The sequence below is a fragment of the Bradyrhizobium sp. WSM1417 genome, assembly GCF_000515415.1.
Lineage (GTDB): Bacteria > Pseudomonadota > Alphaproteobacteria > Rhizobiales > Xanthobacteraceae > Bradyrhizobium.
Genome location: NZ_KI911783.1, coordinates 7704528 through 7720652, shown reverse-complemented (window position 1 = coordinate 7720652; position 16125 = coordinate 7704528). Strand labels below are relative to the sequence as shown.

Genomic DNA, 16125 nt, shown 5'->3' with positions numbered 1-16125 from the left:
GCGCTATTTTGCGCATGCGCGCAGCCCCACCCACCACTGTCATTCCCCGCGAAAGCGGGGAATCCAGTACGCCGCGGCTTCACCATATCCCGCTGGCGTCTCTGGAATACTGGATCGCCCGGTCGAGCCGGGCGATGACAGCGACTGTGTGGTGGCGTGTTGCCATCGCGGTCGCGCTCCTGTTCACCTTTGCGCTTCCCGCCTCAGCCGATGTCGCCATACCCCAGCTCACCGGCCGCGTGGTCGATCAGACCGGCACGCTCTCCAGCGGCGACATCGCCGCGCTGTCGCAAAAGCTGCAGGACTTCGAGACGCGCAAAGGCAGCCAGATCGCCGTCCTGATCGTGCCGACGACGGATCCGGAGACCATCGAGCAGTTCGCGATCCGCGTTGCGGAGGCCTGGAAGATCGGACGCAAGAAGGTCGACGACGGCGCCATCCTCGTGGTGGCCAAGAACGACCGACACCTTCGCATCGAGGTCGGCTACGGCCTCGAGGGTGCGCTCACCGACGTCACGTCGCGGCGCATCATCGACGAAGCCATCACGCCGAAGTTCAGGAGTGGCGATTTCGCCGGCGGCATCACGGCGGGCGTCGATCGCATGATCCGCGTCATGGACGGCGAGCCGTTGCCGACGCCATCGCGCAGCGTGAACTTCGGCGATTGGAACGACGTCGAGCCGCTTTTCTACTTCCTGCTGTTCGGCCCGCTGGTCATCGGCGGCATCCTGCGCTCGATGTTCGGGCGGCTGTTCGGTTCGGGGATAACCGGAGCGATCGTTGGTGCCCTCGCCTGGTTCGTGATCGGCTCCGCGGCCATTGGACTGGGCGTCGGTGTGCTCGGCGCTGTCCTGACGTTTATCGCCGATCTGTTTGGGGCGGGATCGGGCACGGGATCCTCGCGCGGCCGCTCGTGGTCGAGCGGCTCGTCATCCGGCGGCTGGAGCAGCGGATCGTCGTCGAGCGGCGGCTTCAGCGGCGGTGGCGGCAGTTTTGGCGGCGGCGGCGCCTCGGGGAGCTGGTAGTCATGAGCATCAGGCGCATCACCCGGCATCTGCTTCAGCATCATTGGCGTGCCAAGCAGGTGTTCCCGAAAGACGTGCTCGACCGCATCGAGCAGGCGATCAAGCGCGGCGAAGCCAGCCATTCCGGCCAGGTGCGCTTCGTGGTCGAAGGCGCGCTCGACGGCGGGCCGCTGTTTCGCAACCAGCCGGCGCGGGAGCGCGCGCTCGACGTGTTCGCGCAACTGCGCATCTGGGACACCGCGCACAACAACGGCGTCCTGATCTATCTCCTGCTCGCCGACCGCGATGTCGAGATCATCGCCGATCGCGGTATTGATGCGAAGGTTGGCGCCGAGGGCTGGGAGAGCATCTGCCGCGCGATGGAGGCGGAGTTCAGGTTGGGGCAATTCGAGCGCGGCGTGATCGGCGGCATCGAGGCGGTGTCCCGGGAGCTGGCAAGGCATTTCCCGCCGCGGGGCCCGCATGCGAACGAGCTCCCGGATGCGCCGGTGGTGATGTAGCCGCTACAAGCAGGCGGTGATGGAGTCCCGCTGTCGTCCTGGCTTTCGCCAGGACGACGTTGTGGGGACATCGGTGCTTTGCCTTGCGGACCAACGCCCGCACGCCCCCCTAATCGTCCAGCTTGTTCAGATCCCGCACCGACTGCATGATCGGCTCGAAGTTCGAGCGCGCATCCAGTGCGTCGAACAATTGTGCGGTGTCCTCCAGCAAGCCGTGCGACCGCGCGATGGCGATGCGCACGTCTTCCTGCGGCGTGTCCGACAGCCGGCCGTGGCCTGATAGCAGGATCTTCGCGTTCAATCCTTTAAGCCGCTCCAGCGATTCGATGTAGTCGGCGATGCTGCCCGAGCCGAACACGCCGCCCATCACGCCGCCGGGCATGAGCGTATCGGCGGCGAACAACAGCCCCTTGTCCTGGTCGAACAGCGTGATGCAGGCCGAGGTGTGGCCGGGCGTGTGCATCACGTTGAGACGGAAATTGCCGAGGTCGATCAGATTGCCCTCTTCGAGCCAGATGTCGATGTTAACAGGTACGTTCGGCTCGTTGAACATCTTTCGCAGCATCGAGAAGTCGTCGCGCAGCATGATCTTGTTGGCGGCGAGGCGATGGGCGGCGACGAAGGTGCGGCGCTCGTTGAAGTGCCAGGCCGCGCCGATGTGGTCGAGATGCTCGTGGCTGAGCACCACCATGTCGATCTTCTCCGGCGGGCAGCCGACAAAGTTCAGGCATTCGACCATCGCCGCATAGTTCGAGGACAGCCCGGTATCGATCAGGATGGTCCGCGCCGAGCCGCGCACGAGATAGACGTTGGCGGCGCGATTGGAGAAACGGATCTGGTAGACGTCGTCCGCCGCCTGAATCAGCGAGCAGGTGTCGTTCTTCATCAGGACCGGAAAGGCCGTCGGCTTGCCGTCGCTCATGATTGGGCCGCCCGGTAGCTGACCGCGTTGGCGGCGCGCAGGCGCTTCGATAGCGCGTCCATCACCATCAGCGCAAACGCCGGCTGCTGGCTGACGAGATAGACGAAGCGGGCGTGGTTGACTCTCATCACCTTGGTGTTCGGCGCCGCCGCGATGGCGGTCGCCGAACGTGCCGAGCCGTCGATCACGGCCATCTCGCCGAAGAATTCGCCCTTGCCGAGTTTGATGATGCTGGTCTTGCTGGCGCCGCTGAACTTGGCGATCTCGACCTCCCCGTCGAGGACAACGTACAGCTCGCGGCCGGTCGAGCCTTCCTCGAAGATGATGTCATCGACGCCAAACTCGTTGATGCACTTCTCGATCGTCATGACACCCCCCAAGGGCCTCTGCAGCCGTTCTGACTGACAGGCAGTCATGTTAGCGGGGTAACAGGGGCGGGCAAACAGCCTGTTCTGGCAGGAGCGTGCCCTACCGCAGGGCAGCATCGGCTGACGATTTGTTGCACGCCGTCACACCGGTTCCACTTTGCCGGCCCAATTCGGCCCCGGATGAGTTCCTAAAATTTTGGTAAGCGGGTCCGCAGGTAAGGAATTCGCAAGCAATGAAAGTTACCAAAAGGTCAACCGAGACTGGAGTATTTGAGCCGTGAGCGAACCAATGCCCGAGCAGGCCGCCCAGGATACTGGCGTCGTCGAAGCCGCAGCGACCGTGCCGCGGGCCATCGAGGCTGCTGCCGGCGTCGAGGCCCCCTCGATTGCCCCCGACCACGAGACGCCGCCGAAGCCTGATCCGGTCAAGATTGAGCCGCCGCGGATCGAGGTGCCGAAGTTCGAAGCCAAAGCCGAGACCAAGTCCGAGCCGAAGCCCGGCAAGCTCATTGTCATGGCACCCGCGGAGCGGTCCTGGGACCGTGAGGCGTTTGCGCCGCATGTGAAGGCGGACGAGCCACGCGAGACCGGCGGCAAGCGCCGCCTGTCGGCGATGGCCGCAGTGGTGGCGATTGCGGCCAGCGTCGGCGCCATCAGCGGCGCGCTGGCGACCGCAGGGATGATGCACTTCGCCAGCCCCGCGCCGGCACAGGTTGCCGACACCAGCGCGCTGGAATCCTCGGTCGCCCGGATCGATGCCGATGTCGTCGCGCTCAAGGCCAACGCCGAGCATACCTCCAAGACCGGCCTTGGCCAGTTCAACCGGACCAACGACCGCCTCGACAAGCTCGAGAAGGCGCAGGCCGAGCCGATGGCCAAAATCGCGAAGCTGTCGGAGACCGTCGACAAGCTCCGCGCCACCCCGCCGGCGGCGCCCGCACAGGCCGCAGCCGCCGTGCCCGCCCGTGAGACCACCGGCTCGATCGCACCGGCCCAGGTTGCCACCCCCGCAGCCGCGCCGGCTCCCGCTGTACCCAAGACCGAGGTCGGCCGGCTGCCGACGGTCGAAGGCTGGGTGCTGCGCGACGTCTCCAACGGCGGCGCACTGGTCGAGGGCCGCGGTGGCCTCTACGAGGTTTATGCCGGTGACCCCATCCCGGGCGTCGGCCGTGTCGATGCGATCCGCCGTCAGGACGGCCGGTGGGTGGTCGTCACCAGCAAAGGGCTGATCGTCGCGCGCTGAGCCGCTCATCATCCGACTTTCGAAGAGGCGCTTCACCACCAGGTGAAGCGCCTTTTTGCTTGAATAGTCGTCCCTGCGCGGTGTTACCTGAGGCATGAGCCGCGCCTTGCGAATTCTCGTTGCCGCCGCCGTATTTTTCGGCGGCGTCCTGTCGTTGTTGGCCGCAGAGAACGCGCAACTGGCACGCGGCACGGCGATCACCGATCCCGATCTCCTGCGCGAGCTCGACCAGCACGACGCATTCACGATCTCGCGCCTGTTGTGGCCGGAGCGGAACGCGAGCCTTCCGCTGACGACCGATCTGATGTTCTCGGAGTTGTCGCAGCTCAAGGACATTCGTCCCGCAATCGACGCCGAGATCGACCGCTACGTCGCGCGGCAGAAGGCGGCATATCCGACCGAGACCATCGGCGTCGGCGAGGGCCTCGACGTACAATTGTTCGATCGCGCCAATCTGAAATCCCGCGACACCCGTTTCGTGCTGGCCGGCATCGTCAACCGCATGGACCGGGCCTATGTCTCGGAAGAGTCTTGCGGCGAGATCAGGCTGATCTATCGTCTCGCGCGTTTCGAGACCAAGCCGGATAGCGGCAGGACAGCCACACGGCTGCCGATGACGTTCAATCTGGTAATGAAAGCGCGCGATGCGCGGCAGACGGATGCGAGCGGCTCGCCGATCACCTGCGCCGAGGTGGCGCGACGCTGGCTCGGCAATGGCGACTGGCAGGGGCTGATCGGCAGCGACTTCTTCCCTTACGATGCGATGCTCGATCGCATCGAGACCAACATTCAGATCTCGGTTGCGGCGAAATCGGCGCTGCACGATTTCCGCTCCGACTATCTGCTCAAGGTGTTCAAGTACGACGCCGCCTCGAAGACGTTCGCGGAGTCGACGCTGGAGAACCAGATCGACCGCGACCGTATTCTCGCCGACGATGATCTCCGGCGCGACTTCAGGGATTGGCTGCTCGCGCCCGATCATCTTCGCGACTTCGATCGCGGCACGGTGCTGATCCCCGAAAAATTCCTGGCCAAGGCTGCAATCGTGCCGACGCCAGCCGGCCTTGATGCTTCTCCGTTGCAGCCGGAGTTCGGGATGATGCAAGGGGAGGGCAACGGAGAGGGGCAAGGCGAGCCGGTCTTCTCCGACAACGACGTGGTTGGTGCGCTGAAGCAGGCGGCGGCGCGTGGCATCGACATGCAGAACGTCCGCTCGGTCGCGGGCTTCCAGCGCCGCCTCAATGACGTCACCTGCGCCGGGTGCCACCAGACCCGCGGCATCGGCGGCTTTCATTTTCCGGGCGTCGATTGGCTTGCGGACAAGCCGTCCAATGCGACCATCGTGCCGGCCTCGCCGCATTTTCTTGGCGACCAGGTCCGCCGCCGCGACATCGTGACCGCGATGGCCGCAGGCAAACGCCCTGATTTCTCACGCGGATTTGCCAGCCGGCCGCAGACCCGCGGCAGCACTGAGCTGGCCGGGACCGAATATCAGGACGGCTGGGGCGCGCATTGTTCCCTGGAAAATGCGGGATCGGGATCGGCCGACAGGAGTTTTACGTCATGGAGCTGTGCTAAAGGATTGACCTGTCAGGCTGCCGCGGCCTCGCGCCGCATCGGCATGTGCTTCATCAAGACGCGTTAAGCCCACAAGCGATTTGGATGACCCATGACGGACTCCAGCGAAGCCAACAAGGAGCGCAATCGCGAGATCGCGCAGAATGAAGAGGCCAAGCAGGTCACCGGCAGCATCCGCGTCAGCACCTGGGCGGTCACGGTCGTCGTCATCATCGGCGGAATCCTGCTCACGCTCGGCTGGCTGGCGCTGAAGTAGACGGCACGCTCACTTCGCGTAGTTCGTCATCCGCTTGCCGGGCAGCAGCTCGTAGGCCGGCTTCCACCCGGGCAGAGCGGCCATGCGGCCAAGCCAGGCGTGGATGGCGGGATAGCTTTCCGCGAAGTCGAAGCCGTGCTCGTCGCTCGGATAGTGCAGATAGGCCATCATCGAGATATCGGCGACGGTCGGCCTGGTGCCGATCGCGAATTCGTTGTGCTGGAGATGGCCGTCGAGAATGCCGAGAAAATCTTCGAGCCGCCTGCGAAAGTGTTTCAGCACCTGCGGATCGTTGCTTTGCGTGAAGGCGCGCATGAAGCGGTAGGTCGCCATGTAGCCGGTGAGTTTGTGGTTGTCCCAGAACAGCCAGCGCAGCAGCTCGAACTTTTCCTCCGCCGTGTCGGCACCGAAACGCCCGTACTGCTCGGCAAGCTTGAGCAGGAGAGGCGCAGTCTGCGTCATCTTCACACCGTCGACTTCGAGCACGGGAATTTCGCCCATCTCGTTCACGCTCTTGCGCCATTCCGGCGTGCGCGTGACGCCGCCGCCAAAGTCGGTCCAGACCGGCTCGAAACTCTCGCCGCAAAGCGTCAGCATCAGCGCCAGCTTGTAGCTGTTGCCGGATTCGGGGAAGTAGTGCAGGCGGTAACTGGGCATGGGACCTCGCGATTACTTTCCCGACTATTATACCGCGATCTCCTGACATCGTCATTGCGAGCGTAGCGAAGCAATCCAGCAATGCGTCCGCGGCGGGATTCTGGATTGCTTCGCTGCGCTCGCAATGACGGGGGTGTGGCAGCGTATTGCCTACCCCACCGCCCCCTGCGACCGCAGCTGCTTGATCGCGGCGTCGTCGTATCCCGCGCCGCGCAAAATCTCGTCACTGTGCTCGCCGACGCCGGGCGGCTTGCGCGGCTGCACTTTCTTGGCGCCGTCGATCCAGATCGGGCTGGAGATGGTGAGCATGGTGTCGTTCTCGAACGGCACCAGAACCTCGTTGTCGAGCATCTGCTTGTCGTTCGGGATGTCGTCCAGGATGCCGACGATACCGAACACGAGTCCGTTGCCGTCGAGGATCTTGCGCCATTCGGCGAGATCCTTGGTCGCAAAGGTCTCGTCAAAGATCTTGATCAGTTCGACCGAGCGGGCGTGACGGTCGGGTTTGGTGGCGAAACGCGGATCGGTGATGAGGTCCTCGCGGCCGAGACACCTGGCCAGTGTCGGAAACTGCTTCTCCTCGCTCAGCAGCGACAGGATCAGCCAGCGGCCGTCCTTGCACTGGTAGTGGTTGGCGACCGCGTTCAACGCGCGCTCGCGCGGCCGCCGCTCGGCGAACTTGGCGCCGCAGAGCTTGGCCTGCGCCAGCACGCTCGCAGCCCATACGCCGTTCGCCATCAAATTGGAGGCGACATGCGAGCCCTTGCCGGTCTTCTCGCGCTGGTACAGCGCGGTGACGATGGCACCGTAGAATGCCATGGCGCAGGGATGGTCGCCCATGCCGGCGACCGAGCGAGCCGGCGTCGTGTCGGTGTCGGCGCGGACGAGGTCCATCAGGCCGGAGCGCGCCCAATAGGCGTTGCTGTCGAAGCCGGGCTTGTTGGCCTCTTCGCCCTTTTCGCCATAGCCGGTGAAGGAGGCGTAGATCAGGCGATCATTGAGATGGGCGAGGTGGTCGTAGGTAATGCCGAGCTTGGCGCGCACCGGCGGCGGCATGTTGGTGATGAAGACGTCGGCCTCTTCCACCAGCTTGTAGAGCACGGCCTGCGCTTCCGGCTTTGCGAGGTCGAGCGCGATGCTCTTCTTGTTGCGCGCTTCCAACAGCCAGGCGAAATTGTGCTCGCTGGTCGGATAGCCCGGAATGTTGGGCAGATTGCGGTAGGGATCGCCTGCGCCCGGCGGCTCGATCTTGACGACATCGGCACCGAAATCCGACAGCACGGTCGCGGCCGCTGGTGCTGCGATGAAACTCGCGCAATCCAGCACCTTGAGCCCTGCAAAAATGCCCTTTTCCATCGCGGAATCGCTCCCTTGCTCGTGTTGTTTCCCGCGCGCTGGAATTGGCGAGGGCCACGTCGCGGGCAGCATTAGACCGATGTTTCGGCGGGATGCAACGCTCCTCGCCGCGGCTCACTCATCCCCTGCGAGCAGGGCAGCGTTGCCGCCGGCTGCTGCGGTGTTGATCGTCACTGTCTGCTCGGTCGCAAAGCGCGCGAGGTAGTGCGGGCCGCCGGCTTTCGGGCCGGTTCCGGAGAGGCCGTTGCCGCCGAACGGTTGCACGCCGACCACGGCGCCGATCATGTTGCGGTTGACGTAGATGTTGCCGATCTGGACGCGGTCGACGATCGCCTCGATGGTATCGTCGATGCGGGAATGGATGCCGAGCGTCAGCCCGTAGCCGGTGCGCTCGATGGCTTGCAGGACGCGTTCGAGATTTTCGGCAGGGTAGCGCACGACGTGGAGGATCGGGCCGAACACCTCCTCGGTCAACTGGCCAGCATCGCCAAGCTCGAAAATATGCGGCGCGACGAAGCAGCCTTCCGGCGCGGTGCCGGCGAAATGCAGCCGCGCCTCTCCCTTCATTCGTGCGATGTGCGCATCGAGGCGCTGCTTGGCCTCGATATCGATCACCGGACCGATATGGGTCGCGACGTCGCTGGGGTCGCCGATCTTCAACTCGCGCGCCGCGCCCGCGATCATCTCGATCATGCGGTCGGCGACGTCCTCCTGCACGAACAGCAGCCGCAGCGCCGAGCAGCGCTGGCCGGCGGAACGAAACGCCGAGGTGACGACGTCGTCCGCGACCTGCTCGGGCAACGCGGTCGCATCCGCGATCATGGTGTTGATGCCGCCGGTCTCCGCGATCAGCGGCACGATCGGCCCGTCCTTGGCCGCCAGCGCCCGATTGATGCTGCGCGCGACCTCGGTCGAGCCGGTGAAAACGACGCCCGCGATATCGGGGTGCGCCGTCAGCGCGGCGCCGATGCGGCCGTCGCCGGCGACGAGGTGCAGCGCGCTTGCGGGGATGCCGGCCTCGTGCAGCAGCCGCACTGCCTCGACCGCAATGCGCGGGGTCTGCTCCGCGGGCTTGGCCACCACGCTGTTGCCGGCCATCAGCGCGGCCGTGATCTGGCCGAGGAAGATCGCCAACGGAAAATTCCATGGCGAGATCGCCACGAAGACGCCGCGGCCGCGCATGGCCAGCGCGTTGCTCTCGCCAGTCGGGCCCGGCATCGCCACATCGTTGCCGAACAGCTTGCGGCCTTGCGCGGCATAATAGCGGCAGAAGTCGGCGGCCTCGCGCAGCTCCGACAGCGCATCGTCGAGCGTCTTGCCGCCCTCGCGTTGCAGCAGCGCGATGAAATGGGGCGCGCGGTTCTCCAGAAGATGCGCGGCCTGCTCCAGCGCCGCCGCGCGCGCGGCTGCGGGTGTCCGGCTCCAGGCGGCAAAGCCGGCGCGCGCTGCAGCCACTGCCGCATTGGCCTGATCGGGCGTCGCGTCGGCGATCGGCTTGAGGTCGATCGTCTCGGCTTTGACATCCGTCAGCAACCGGTCGAGCGCGGCGCGCGCGCCGAATTCGACGCCGCGCGAATTGCGCCGTTCCGGCGCGAACAGATCGCCCGGCAGCGGAATTTTCGGATGGGACGCCTGCTGCGGCCGGACGATGGCATCCGCCGGGCGTTGCAACAGCGCCGTAACCGGCACGCGGTAATCGGACGCCTGTGCCACGAAGGAGGAGTTGGCACCGTTCTCCAACAGTCGCCGCACCAGATAAGCGAGCAGGTCGCGATGGCTGCCGACCGGGGCGTAGGTGCGGTAGGCGATCTCGGGGTGATCCTTGGCGAGCTGCTCGTAGAGCGCCTCGCCCATGCCATGCAGGCGCTGGAATTCGAAGCCGCCGTTCGCGCCGGCAAGCTCTAGCACGGTCGCGACGCTCAGCGCGTTGTGCGTGGCGAATTGCGGGAAGATCCGCGGCCGCAGACTCAACAGCTTTTGAGCGCAGGCGACGTAGTTCAGATCCGTCATCGCCTTGCGGGTGAACACGGGGTAGCCGTCGAGCCCGCGCTCCTGCGCGCGCTTGATCTCGGTGTCCCAATAGGCGCCCTTGACCAGCCGCACCATCAGCTTGCGGTCATGCGCGCGGGCGAGCGCGTCGACATAGTCGATCACGTCGCCGGCGCGCTTCTGGTAGGCCTGGATCGCGAGGCCAAATCCGTCCCAACCGGCAAGCGAGGGATCGGCGAGCGTTGCCGCGATCACGTCGAGGGACAATTCCAGCCGGTCGGCTTCCTCGGCATCGACGGTGAAGTTGAGGTCATGGGCCTTGGCGCGTTGCGCCAGGTCCAGCAATTGCGGCACCAGTTCGCTCATCACGCGGTCGCGACTGATCGCCTCGAAGCGCGGATGCAGCGCCGAGAGCTTGACGGAGATGCCGGGCCGGTCGGGCAGGGGATGGTGACCCGCCGCCTTGCCGATCGTCTCGATGGCACTGGCATAGGCGTCGAAATAGCGCCTGGCGTCAGTGGCGGTGCGGGCGCCTTCGCCGAGCATGTCGAAGGAATAGCGCGCCCTCTCGCCGGAGCGCGGCCGGGCTCGCTCCAGGGCCTGCGCGATGGTCTCCCCCAGTACGAAATGATTGCCCATCAGCCGCATCGCCTGGCGCGTGGCGGTGCGCACGGCGGGTGCGCCCAGCCGCTTCACGAGACGGCCGATGGTGCCGTCGGGCGTCTCGCCGGGCTGGATCACCCGCGCCGAGAGGCCCAGCGCCCAGGCCGAGGCGTTGACCAGGAATGCGGTGGACTTGGTCTCGTGATGGATGAAGTCGCCCTCGCCGAGCTTGTCCTCGATGAACTGGTCGGCGGTGCGCGCGTCCGGTACGCGGAGCAGCGCCTCGGCCAGCACCATCAAGGCCAGCCCTTCCTTGGTCGAGAGTGCGAACTCCCGCAGCATGTCCTCTACACCGCCAAGCCGGTCGTCGCGCTTGCGGATGGCTTCGATCAGCCGCGTCGCGGTGCGATCGATCCGCGCCTCCTGCGGGGGGCCGAGATGCGCAGACGGCAAAAGGCGCGCGGCGATATCGGCATCATCGGGCGCGTAGGCGGCGGAGAAGGGAGGCGGAATGTTCGGCATGGCGTGTCCTGTGGCTCCGATCCAGGATAATGCCGGCGTTACCTTAGCTCGATAGACAATTTAGCTGATCTGGCTTAGGAAATGAAGCCTCGCACCCATTTGGCCTCATAAAGTATGGAATTAGATCGAACAGACCGGAAAATCCTCTCGATTTTGCAGCAGGATGGGCGAATCGCCAATGTCGAGCTCGCGGAACGCATTGGGCTGTCGCCGACCTCGATTGGCGAACGGCTGAAGCGTTTGCAGCGAGAGGGCTTTATCGAAGGCTATGGCGCGCGGCTCAACCCGCACCGGCTCGGCCTTGGGCTCCTGGTGTTCGTCGAAGTGCTGCTCGACAAGACCACGCCCGACAATTTCGAGCGTTTTGCCCGCGCGGTGAAGCTCGCGCCCGAAGTGCTGGAGTGTCACATGGTTGCCGGCGGCTTCGACTATCTTGTGAAGGCGCGGCTGGCAGACATGACCGCGTATCGACGTTTCCTCGGCGAGACCTTGCTGTCGATGCCGGGCGTGCGCGAAACGCGAACCTATGCGGTGATGGAAGAGATCAAGCGCGACGCACCATTGCCGGTGGACTAACGAAGTGCCGTCGCGATTGTCATTGCTGTGGCGTTGAACGGGCGGTCTTCGCGGGCAAATAGTTTTCCGTGTGCAATCGCAACGCCTGTCGTCGAATGCACTGACCGTCTTCTGAAATTTCTTGGCCCGGCTCCCGGATCGATCCGGGAGGTAGCAACAGCCGGCGGGCTTATACTTTGAGGTTCTCTGCGGAGCTTTTGCCTCGGTTTGCGATCTCTTCATATTCCACCGTCTGTCCTTCGTTCAGGGACGACAGACCGGCTTTCTGCACTGCCGAGATATGCACGAACACATCCTTGCCGCCCGACGCAGGCTGGATAAATCCATAACCCTTCGTCGGGTTGAACCACTTGACCGTACCTTTAGCCATCACGACTTCTCCGCGGGTCTTCCTCCGAGATCGCGAACCGCCAGTCCCCGCCAACCGGCCGGTTCGGTCCTAATACGATACGCGGAATGTGGCTGGCTTGGTAGCTCAAACCACATCGGCCTTTCGCCGAATTCCGCTCAACTTCGCGGCGTTTTTGCCGGATTTGCCCGTTTCGCGGTCACTTGGTCCGCGCGCCGCGCGCCATCCGTCAATAAGTCGTGGCCAGATAATCGACGATCTTGCCGACATCGGCATCGTCGATCGGGGCGCCATAGACCTTGATCATCTTGGTGACCTCGGCCTGCCAGAAACCTTTCTTGTCCTTCATCGGCGGCTGCGTGTTGATGTAGTCGGCGGAGTGGCAGGCGCTGCAATTGCCCTGCACGACTTCAAGATTGGGCCCGGGCTTGAACGCCGCGACCTCATCGGGGGTCTTGTAATTGACCGGTGCTGCAAGTGCAGAACCCACCACGGCGGCGAGGGCGAGCGTGATGGTGAGGAAAACGGTGCGCTGCATGATCATTCCCCTCAAGCCACGGTGACGCGGACGGTTTCGACGACGTTGCGTAGATAACCCGCCGGATTCCAGCGCGGCGTATCCGGCTGGGTTTCGCCGCCATTGCCGGTGGCGCGCACCTTGAGCTCGTGCGAGCCCGCCGCGAGCTTCACCGGCAGCGTCCATTCACGGAACGAGTATTTGCCGAGGTCCTTGCCGAGCCTGGCGTTGGTCCAGGTTTTGCCGCCGTCGGTGGAGACCGCGACCTCCTTGATGCCCTTGCCGCCGTCGAAGGCGATGCCGCGCAGCGTCGTGCCGCCTGCTTTCAGCTTGGCTCCGTCGGGGACGCTGGTGATGAAGGAACGGATGGTGAAGCGGTTGATCGGGATCGTCGCCTTCGGTGCGGTGCCCGGCTCGACCGCATTGTTCGGCGTGTCCGGAATGCGGTAGGCCGACTTCATCCAGAAGCCGTCATAGACATTGTCGATGACGGTGATCTCGTTGACGTGCTTGACCCAATAGGTGCCGAAATAGCCGGGCACGATCAGGCGCAGCGGAAAGCCGTTGAGGAACGGCAGGTCCTCGCCGTTCATGCCATAGGCCAGCATCACCTCGCCGTCGCTCGCGTGATCGATATCGAGCGCCTTGACGAAATCGGGCGTCTTGTCGCTGACCGGACCGTCCATGCCGTTGAAGGTGACCTGCTTGGCGCCGCTCTGCACGCCCGCCATCGCTAGCACCGCCTTCAGCGGCACGCCGCGCCAGCGCGCATTGCCCATCGCACCGTTGGCGAGCTGGCCCCCGGCCACGCGCGGATCCAGGAAGCCGCGGCTGTTGCCGGAGCACTGGTTGACGGCGACGATCTCGGTCGCCTTCATCTTCCTTATGTCCTTCAGCGACAGCTTGAGCGGCTTGTCGACCTTGCCCTTGACCTCGAGCGTGAACTTGTCGGGGTCGAGACTGTAGGGCAGGTCGGACAGGTGATAGCGCACGAAGAACGCGTTATTCGGCGTGATCGGGCCGTCGTTGAATACCGCGAACGGCGTTTCGAGCTGCGGCGGGCGGCTGGTCAGGCCGATCATCGGCCGCTTCTGCGGATATTTCACCAAGGGACGTTCGCCATTGGCGAAGGGCAGGGCGACGGTGTCGAGTGCCAGCGCTTTGGTCGAGTTCAGTGCAGTCGCAACAGCGGCAAGGCCCGCTCCTTTGAGCAGGTCGCGTCGATCGAACATGTGGTCTCCTCCCGGAGCTTTTCGGTGGATCACGGTCATCACCGCGATCTCGCACTCATGTGTCGCAACGACTCGGTTGAAGTCAATTCGTGCTTTCGCAGCAGGCCCATGCCGCTGCGTTGCAGCAAGCCGGTGTTACGCGGTGACGAGATTGAGCTGGGCCGTCGCCGCGGTGAAGGTACGCTCCCTCGCCCCGTTCTTACGGGGAGAGGGTTGGGGTGAGGGGCCTCTCTCCACACGTGCGACTGCCGCGAGACCTGTACCCCCTCACCCGGAATCCGCGCTATGCGCGAATTCCGACCTCTCCCCGCAAGCGGGGAGAGGTAAAGAAATCACGCCGCGACGCGTTCGCCCTGATCAACCAGCACCGACAGCGCCCTGGCGTCCGCGACAACGCGCACGGCCATCGGTTCGTCGCGGCCGCGGATCGCGACCTCCTGCTGCGGCAGCGCATCGTCGGCAAGGCCCGCGGTGCGGCGGACTTCCTCCGAGACGATCGCTTCGCAGGCCAGTGTCTTGGTCATGTCCTGGAGGCGGGCCGCGACGTTGACGGCGTCGCCCAGCGCCGTGAACACGATGTGATCGCGATAACCGATGTCGCCGATGATGACCTCGCCGCCGTGGATGCCGATGCCGAAGCGGATCGGCTGGCGCAGATCGTGGCTCAGGAGCTCGTTGAGATCGTCGATTTGCCTGGCGATACCGGCGGCGGCCTTCAGCGACTGCCGGCAGGCCTCTTGCGGATCGGCGCTCAACCCGAACAGCGCCAGCATGCCGTCGCCGACGAACTGGTTCGGCTGGCCGCCATTCTCGATCACGGCCTGCGAGACGGCGCCGAGGAAGCGGTTGACGATGAACACGGTGTCGAACGGCAGCCGCTTCTCGGCCAGCTGCGTCGAGCCGCGCATGTCCACGAACAGGCTGACGAGATAGCGCTCCTGGCCGATTCTGGCGGGCGTCGAGGCCCGTGTGCTCGCCGTCAGAGTATGCGCGGTGAAGAGCTGGAAGAAGGAGAGATCCGACGTCGGCCGCAGCTGGCAGGCGAGCCTGATCGAGGGGTCGCTGGTGCCGACGCGGGTGAGCACGAACGCCTCGCGCTGCGACGGCTCGGGCAGGGCGTCATGATCGCCGATGATGCGGATGCGACAGGTCGAGCAGCGGGCGCGGCCGCCGCAGACGCTGGCATGCGGCACATTGTGGCGCAGGCTCGCTTCCAGCACGGAGAGGCCCTTGGGGACGCGCACCGTCTTGCCGTTGCCGTAGGACAGCGCGATCATGCCACCGCGTCGTTCGCGCAAGGCCCGCACGCCGCGTGCGGCCAGCGCCAAGGCGAGCAATCCGAGATAACCGGCGGTGAGGCCGCCGGTGATGCGGTCGAGCGTCGTGGCCTCGGCAGCCGTGCCGACCTGGCGCCGCGTGAGATTATGCGTCCGCCATTCCCCGTCGTCGGCCTCGATCTCGACGCTGCGGCCACCCTGGTAGACGCCCAGCAGCGACAGCGTCGGGATCAGCACGGCCGCCGCGAGCAGATAGGGCGCCGCGCGCGTGAAGAACGGTTTGAGGCGAAGCCAGAAATAGATGCCGATGCAGCCGTGCACCCAGGCGATGAGAAGCAGGATCGTCATCGTCCAGATACGATTCGACGCGACGAAGAACAGATAGAGTTCCTGCGGATAGAGTTTCTGGTGCCCGTACAGCGTCTGCCCGAGCCGCACGCCGATCACATGCCCCATGACCAGCGCGGGGATGCTCAAGCCCAGCACGAGCTGCAGCGGCTCGACCGTCCGCCAGCGGAACTGCCGGCGCAGATACAATGCGTAGATGCCGAGCCCCATATGCGTGAGCGCCGCCGTGTAGAACGTGATCGCAACCGGCAGGAACTGCCAGAACAGCGTGTGGTAGTAGACCCCGATCTCCATGGCATCGACCGAGATGTTGCCGAGCGCATGGTTGAGGAAATGGCTGACCACATAAGCGAACAGGATGACGCCGCAAACCAGCCGCACCTGGCGCACGCTGATGGCGCGGGAAAGCTCGGAAAATCGTGAGGATGCGGTTGCGGCCATGATTCTGTTGTATCAGTTCATGAAGGAGAACAGCCAGCGTCGCGTTTAATTCCGGGGATGGCCAGCTTGCGGGATCACATCCGCGGCAAGGTTACGAAATCGTAGGGTAGGCAAAAGCGCACTTGAGCGCCGTGCCCGCCAATCCCCTCCGCTGTCGTCCCGGCGAAGGCCGGGACCCATAACCACAGGGCAAAGTTTGGCGACGGCTCGTGGTTATCAGCTCGCGCCGAACCCCTTCCTGTGGTTATGGGTCCCGGGCTCGCGACTGCGTCGCGCCCCGGGACGACAGCGGTGTATGCGGTCCCAGCTTCGGTCCCCCCAACATTGACTCCCCCTCCCAGGTTGGCGAAAAGCGCCGCCGTGACG

General features: G+C 64.8%; 15 protein-coding genes. 6 read left to right on the top strand and 9 right to left on the bottom strand.

Translation table 11 applies throughout. From position 1 onward, the window contains the following. The first annotated feature begins 134 nt into the window (after nucleotides 1–134). Together BRA1417_RS0137780 and BRA1417_RS0137775 are read left to right on the top strand one after the other, a co-directional pair. The gene (locus tag BRA1417_RS0137780) at nucleotides 135–1025 is read left to right on the top strand and encodes a YgcG family protein (protein ID WP_027520237.1); all 891 of its coding nucleotides are present in this window, start codon (nucleotides 135–137) and stop codon (nucleotides 1023–1025) included. A gap of 2 nt (nucleotides 1026–1027) precedes the next feature. Continuing rightward, nucleotides 1028–1525 carry a TPM domain-containing protein gene (locus tag BRA1417_RS0137775; RefSeq protein WP_027520236.1) on the top strand — a complete coding sequence of 166 codons (498 nt, stop codon included), beginning with the start codon at nucleotides 1028–1030 and terminating at the stop codon, nucleotides 1523–1525. A gap of 109 nt (nucleotides 1526–1634) precedes the next feature. Here BRA1417_RS0137775 and BRA1417_RS0137770 read toward each other — a convergent pair whose 3' ends face one another. Then, nucleotides 1635–2447, bottom strand: coding sequence for an MBL fold metallo-hydrolase (locus tag BRA1417_RS0137770; protein WP_027520235.1), 813 nt, complete (start codon nucleotides 2445–2447; stop codon nucleotides 1635–1637). Beyond that, nucleotides 2444–2815: a Crp/Fnr family transcriptional regulator gene (locus BRA1417_RS0137765; protein ID WP_027520234.1), complete on the bottom strand. Its 372-nt coding sequence runs from the start codon at nucleotides 2813–2815 to the stop codon at nucleotides 2444–2446. The genes BRA1417_RS0137770 and BRA1417_RS0137765 overlap by 4 nt, the downstream gene beginning before the upstream one ends. Nucleotides 2816–3104: 289 nt before the next feature. Here BRA1417_RS0137765 and BRA1417_RS0137760 point away from each other — a divergent pair, with 289 nt between their 5' ends. The 3 genes from BRA1417_RS0137760 (at nucleotide 3105) to BRA1417_RS45185 (ending at nucleotide 5892) form a co-directional block, all read left to right on the top strand. Continuing rightward, nucleotides 3105–4058 carry a hypothetical protein gene (locus BRA1417_RS0137760; RefSeq protein WP_027520233.1) on the top strand — a complete coding sequence of 318 codons (954 nt, stop codon included), beginning with the start codon at nucleotides 3105–3107 and terminating at the stop codon, nucleotides 4056–4058. 94 nt (nucleotides 4059–4152) lie between these two features. Further along, nucleotides 4153–5703: a hypothetical protein gene (locus BRA1417_RS0137755; protein ID WP_027520232.1), complete on the top strand. Its 1551-nt coding sequence runs from the start codon at nucleotides 4153–4155 to the stop codon at nucleotides 5701–5703. Between the two features lie 24 nt (nucleotides 5704–5727). Next, the gene (locus BRA1417_RS45185; protein WP_198034904.1) at nucleotides 5728–5892 is read left to right on the top strand and encodes a hypothetical protein; all 165 of its coding nucleotides are present in this window, start codon (nucleotides 5728–5730) and stop codon (nucleotides 5890–5892) included. A gap of 9 nt (nucleotides 5893–5901) precedes the next feature. Here the strand turns inward: BRA1417_RS45185 and BRA1417_RS0137745 are convergent, their stop codons facing one another. The 3 genes from BRA1417_RS0137745 to putA all read right to left on the bottom strand — a co-directional run bounded on the left by BRA1417_RS0137745 (nucleotide 5902) and on the right by putA (nucleotide 11019). Continuing rightward, a complete protein-coding gene (locus tag BRA1417_RS0137745) occupies nucleotides 5902–6549 on the bottom strand; it encodes a glutathione S-transferase family protein (RefSeq protein WP_027520231.1) in 648 nt (215 codons plus the stop codon). Between the two features lie 150 nt (nucleotides 6550–6699). Next, nucleotides 6700–7905 (bottom strand): CaiB/BaiF CoA-transferase family protein, encoded by a 1206-nt coding sequence (locus BRA1417_RS0137740; protein WP_027520230.1) that lies wholly within the window; start codon nucleotides 7903–7905, stop codon nucleotides 6700–6702. A gap of 114 nt (nucleotides 7906–8019) precedes the next feature. After that, complete coding sequence (putA, locus tag BRA1417_RS0137735; RefSeq protein WP_027520229.1) at nucleotides 8020–11019, bottom strand: bifunctional proline dehydrogenase/L-glutamate gamma-semialdehyde dehydrogenase PutA; 3000 nt, start codon at nucleotides 11017–11019, stop codon at nucleotides 8020–8022. Nucleotides 11020–11133: 114 nt separating this feature from the next. Between putA and BRA1417_RS0137730 the strand changes: the two genes are divergently transcribed. After that, entirely contained in the window at nucleotides 11134–11595 is a 462-nt protein-coding gene (locus tag BRA1417_RS0137730) for an Lrp/AsnC ligand binding domain-containing protein (protein WP_007596520.1), read from the top strand. Between the two features lie 169 nt (nucleotides 11596–11764). Here BRA1417_RS0137730 and BRA1417_RS0137725 read toward each other — a convergent pair whose 3' ends face one another. From BRA1417_RS0137725 to BRA1417_RS0137710, 4 genes are all read right to left on the bottom strand, one after another. Beyond that, a complete protein-coding gene (locus tag BRA1417_RS0137725) occupies nucleotides 11765–11965 on the bottom strand; it encodes a cold-shock protein (RefSeq protein WP_007596519.1) in 201 nt (66 codons plus the stop codon). 208 nt (nucleotides 11966–12173) lie between these two features. Further along, nucleotides 12174–12482 carry a sulfite:cytochrome C oxidoreductase subunit B gene (locus BRA1417_RS0137720; protein WP_027520228.1) on the bottom strand — a complete coding sequence of 103 codons (309 nt, stop codon included), beginning with the start codon at nucleotides 12480–12482 and terminating at the stop codon, nucleotides 12174–12176. A gap of 11 nt (nucleotides 12483–12493) precedes the next feature. After that, on the bottom strand, nucleotides 12494–13693 hold the full coding sequence (locus BRA1417_RS0137715; protein WP_027520227.1) for a molybdopterin-dependent oxidoreductase: 1200 nt from the start codon (nucleotides 13691–13693) through the stop codon (nucleotides 12494–12496). Between the two features lie 332 nt (nucleotides 13694–14025). Further along, the gene (locus BRA1417_RS0137710; RefSeq protein ID WP_027520226.1) at nucleotides 14026–15759 is read right to left on the bottom strand and encodes an adenylate/guanylate cyclase domain-containing protein; all 1734 of its coding nucleotides are present in this window, start codon (nucleotides 15757–15759) and stop codon (nucleotides 14026–14028) included. Nucleotides 15760–16125: the final 366 nt, after the last annotated feature.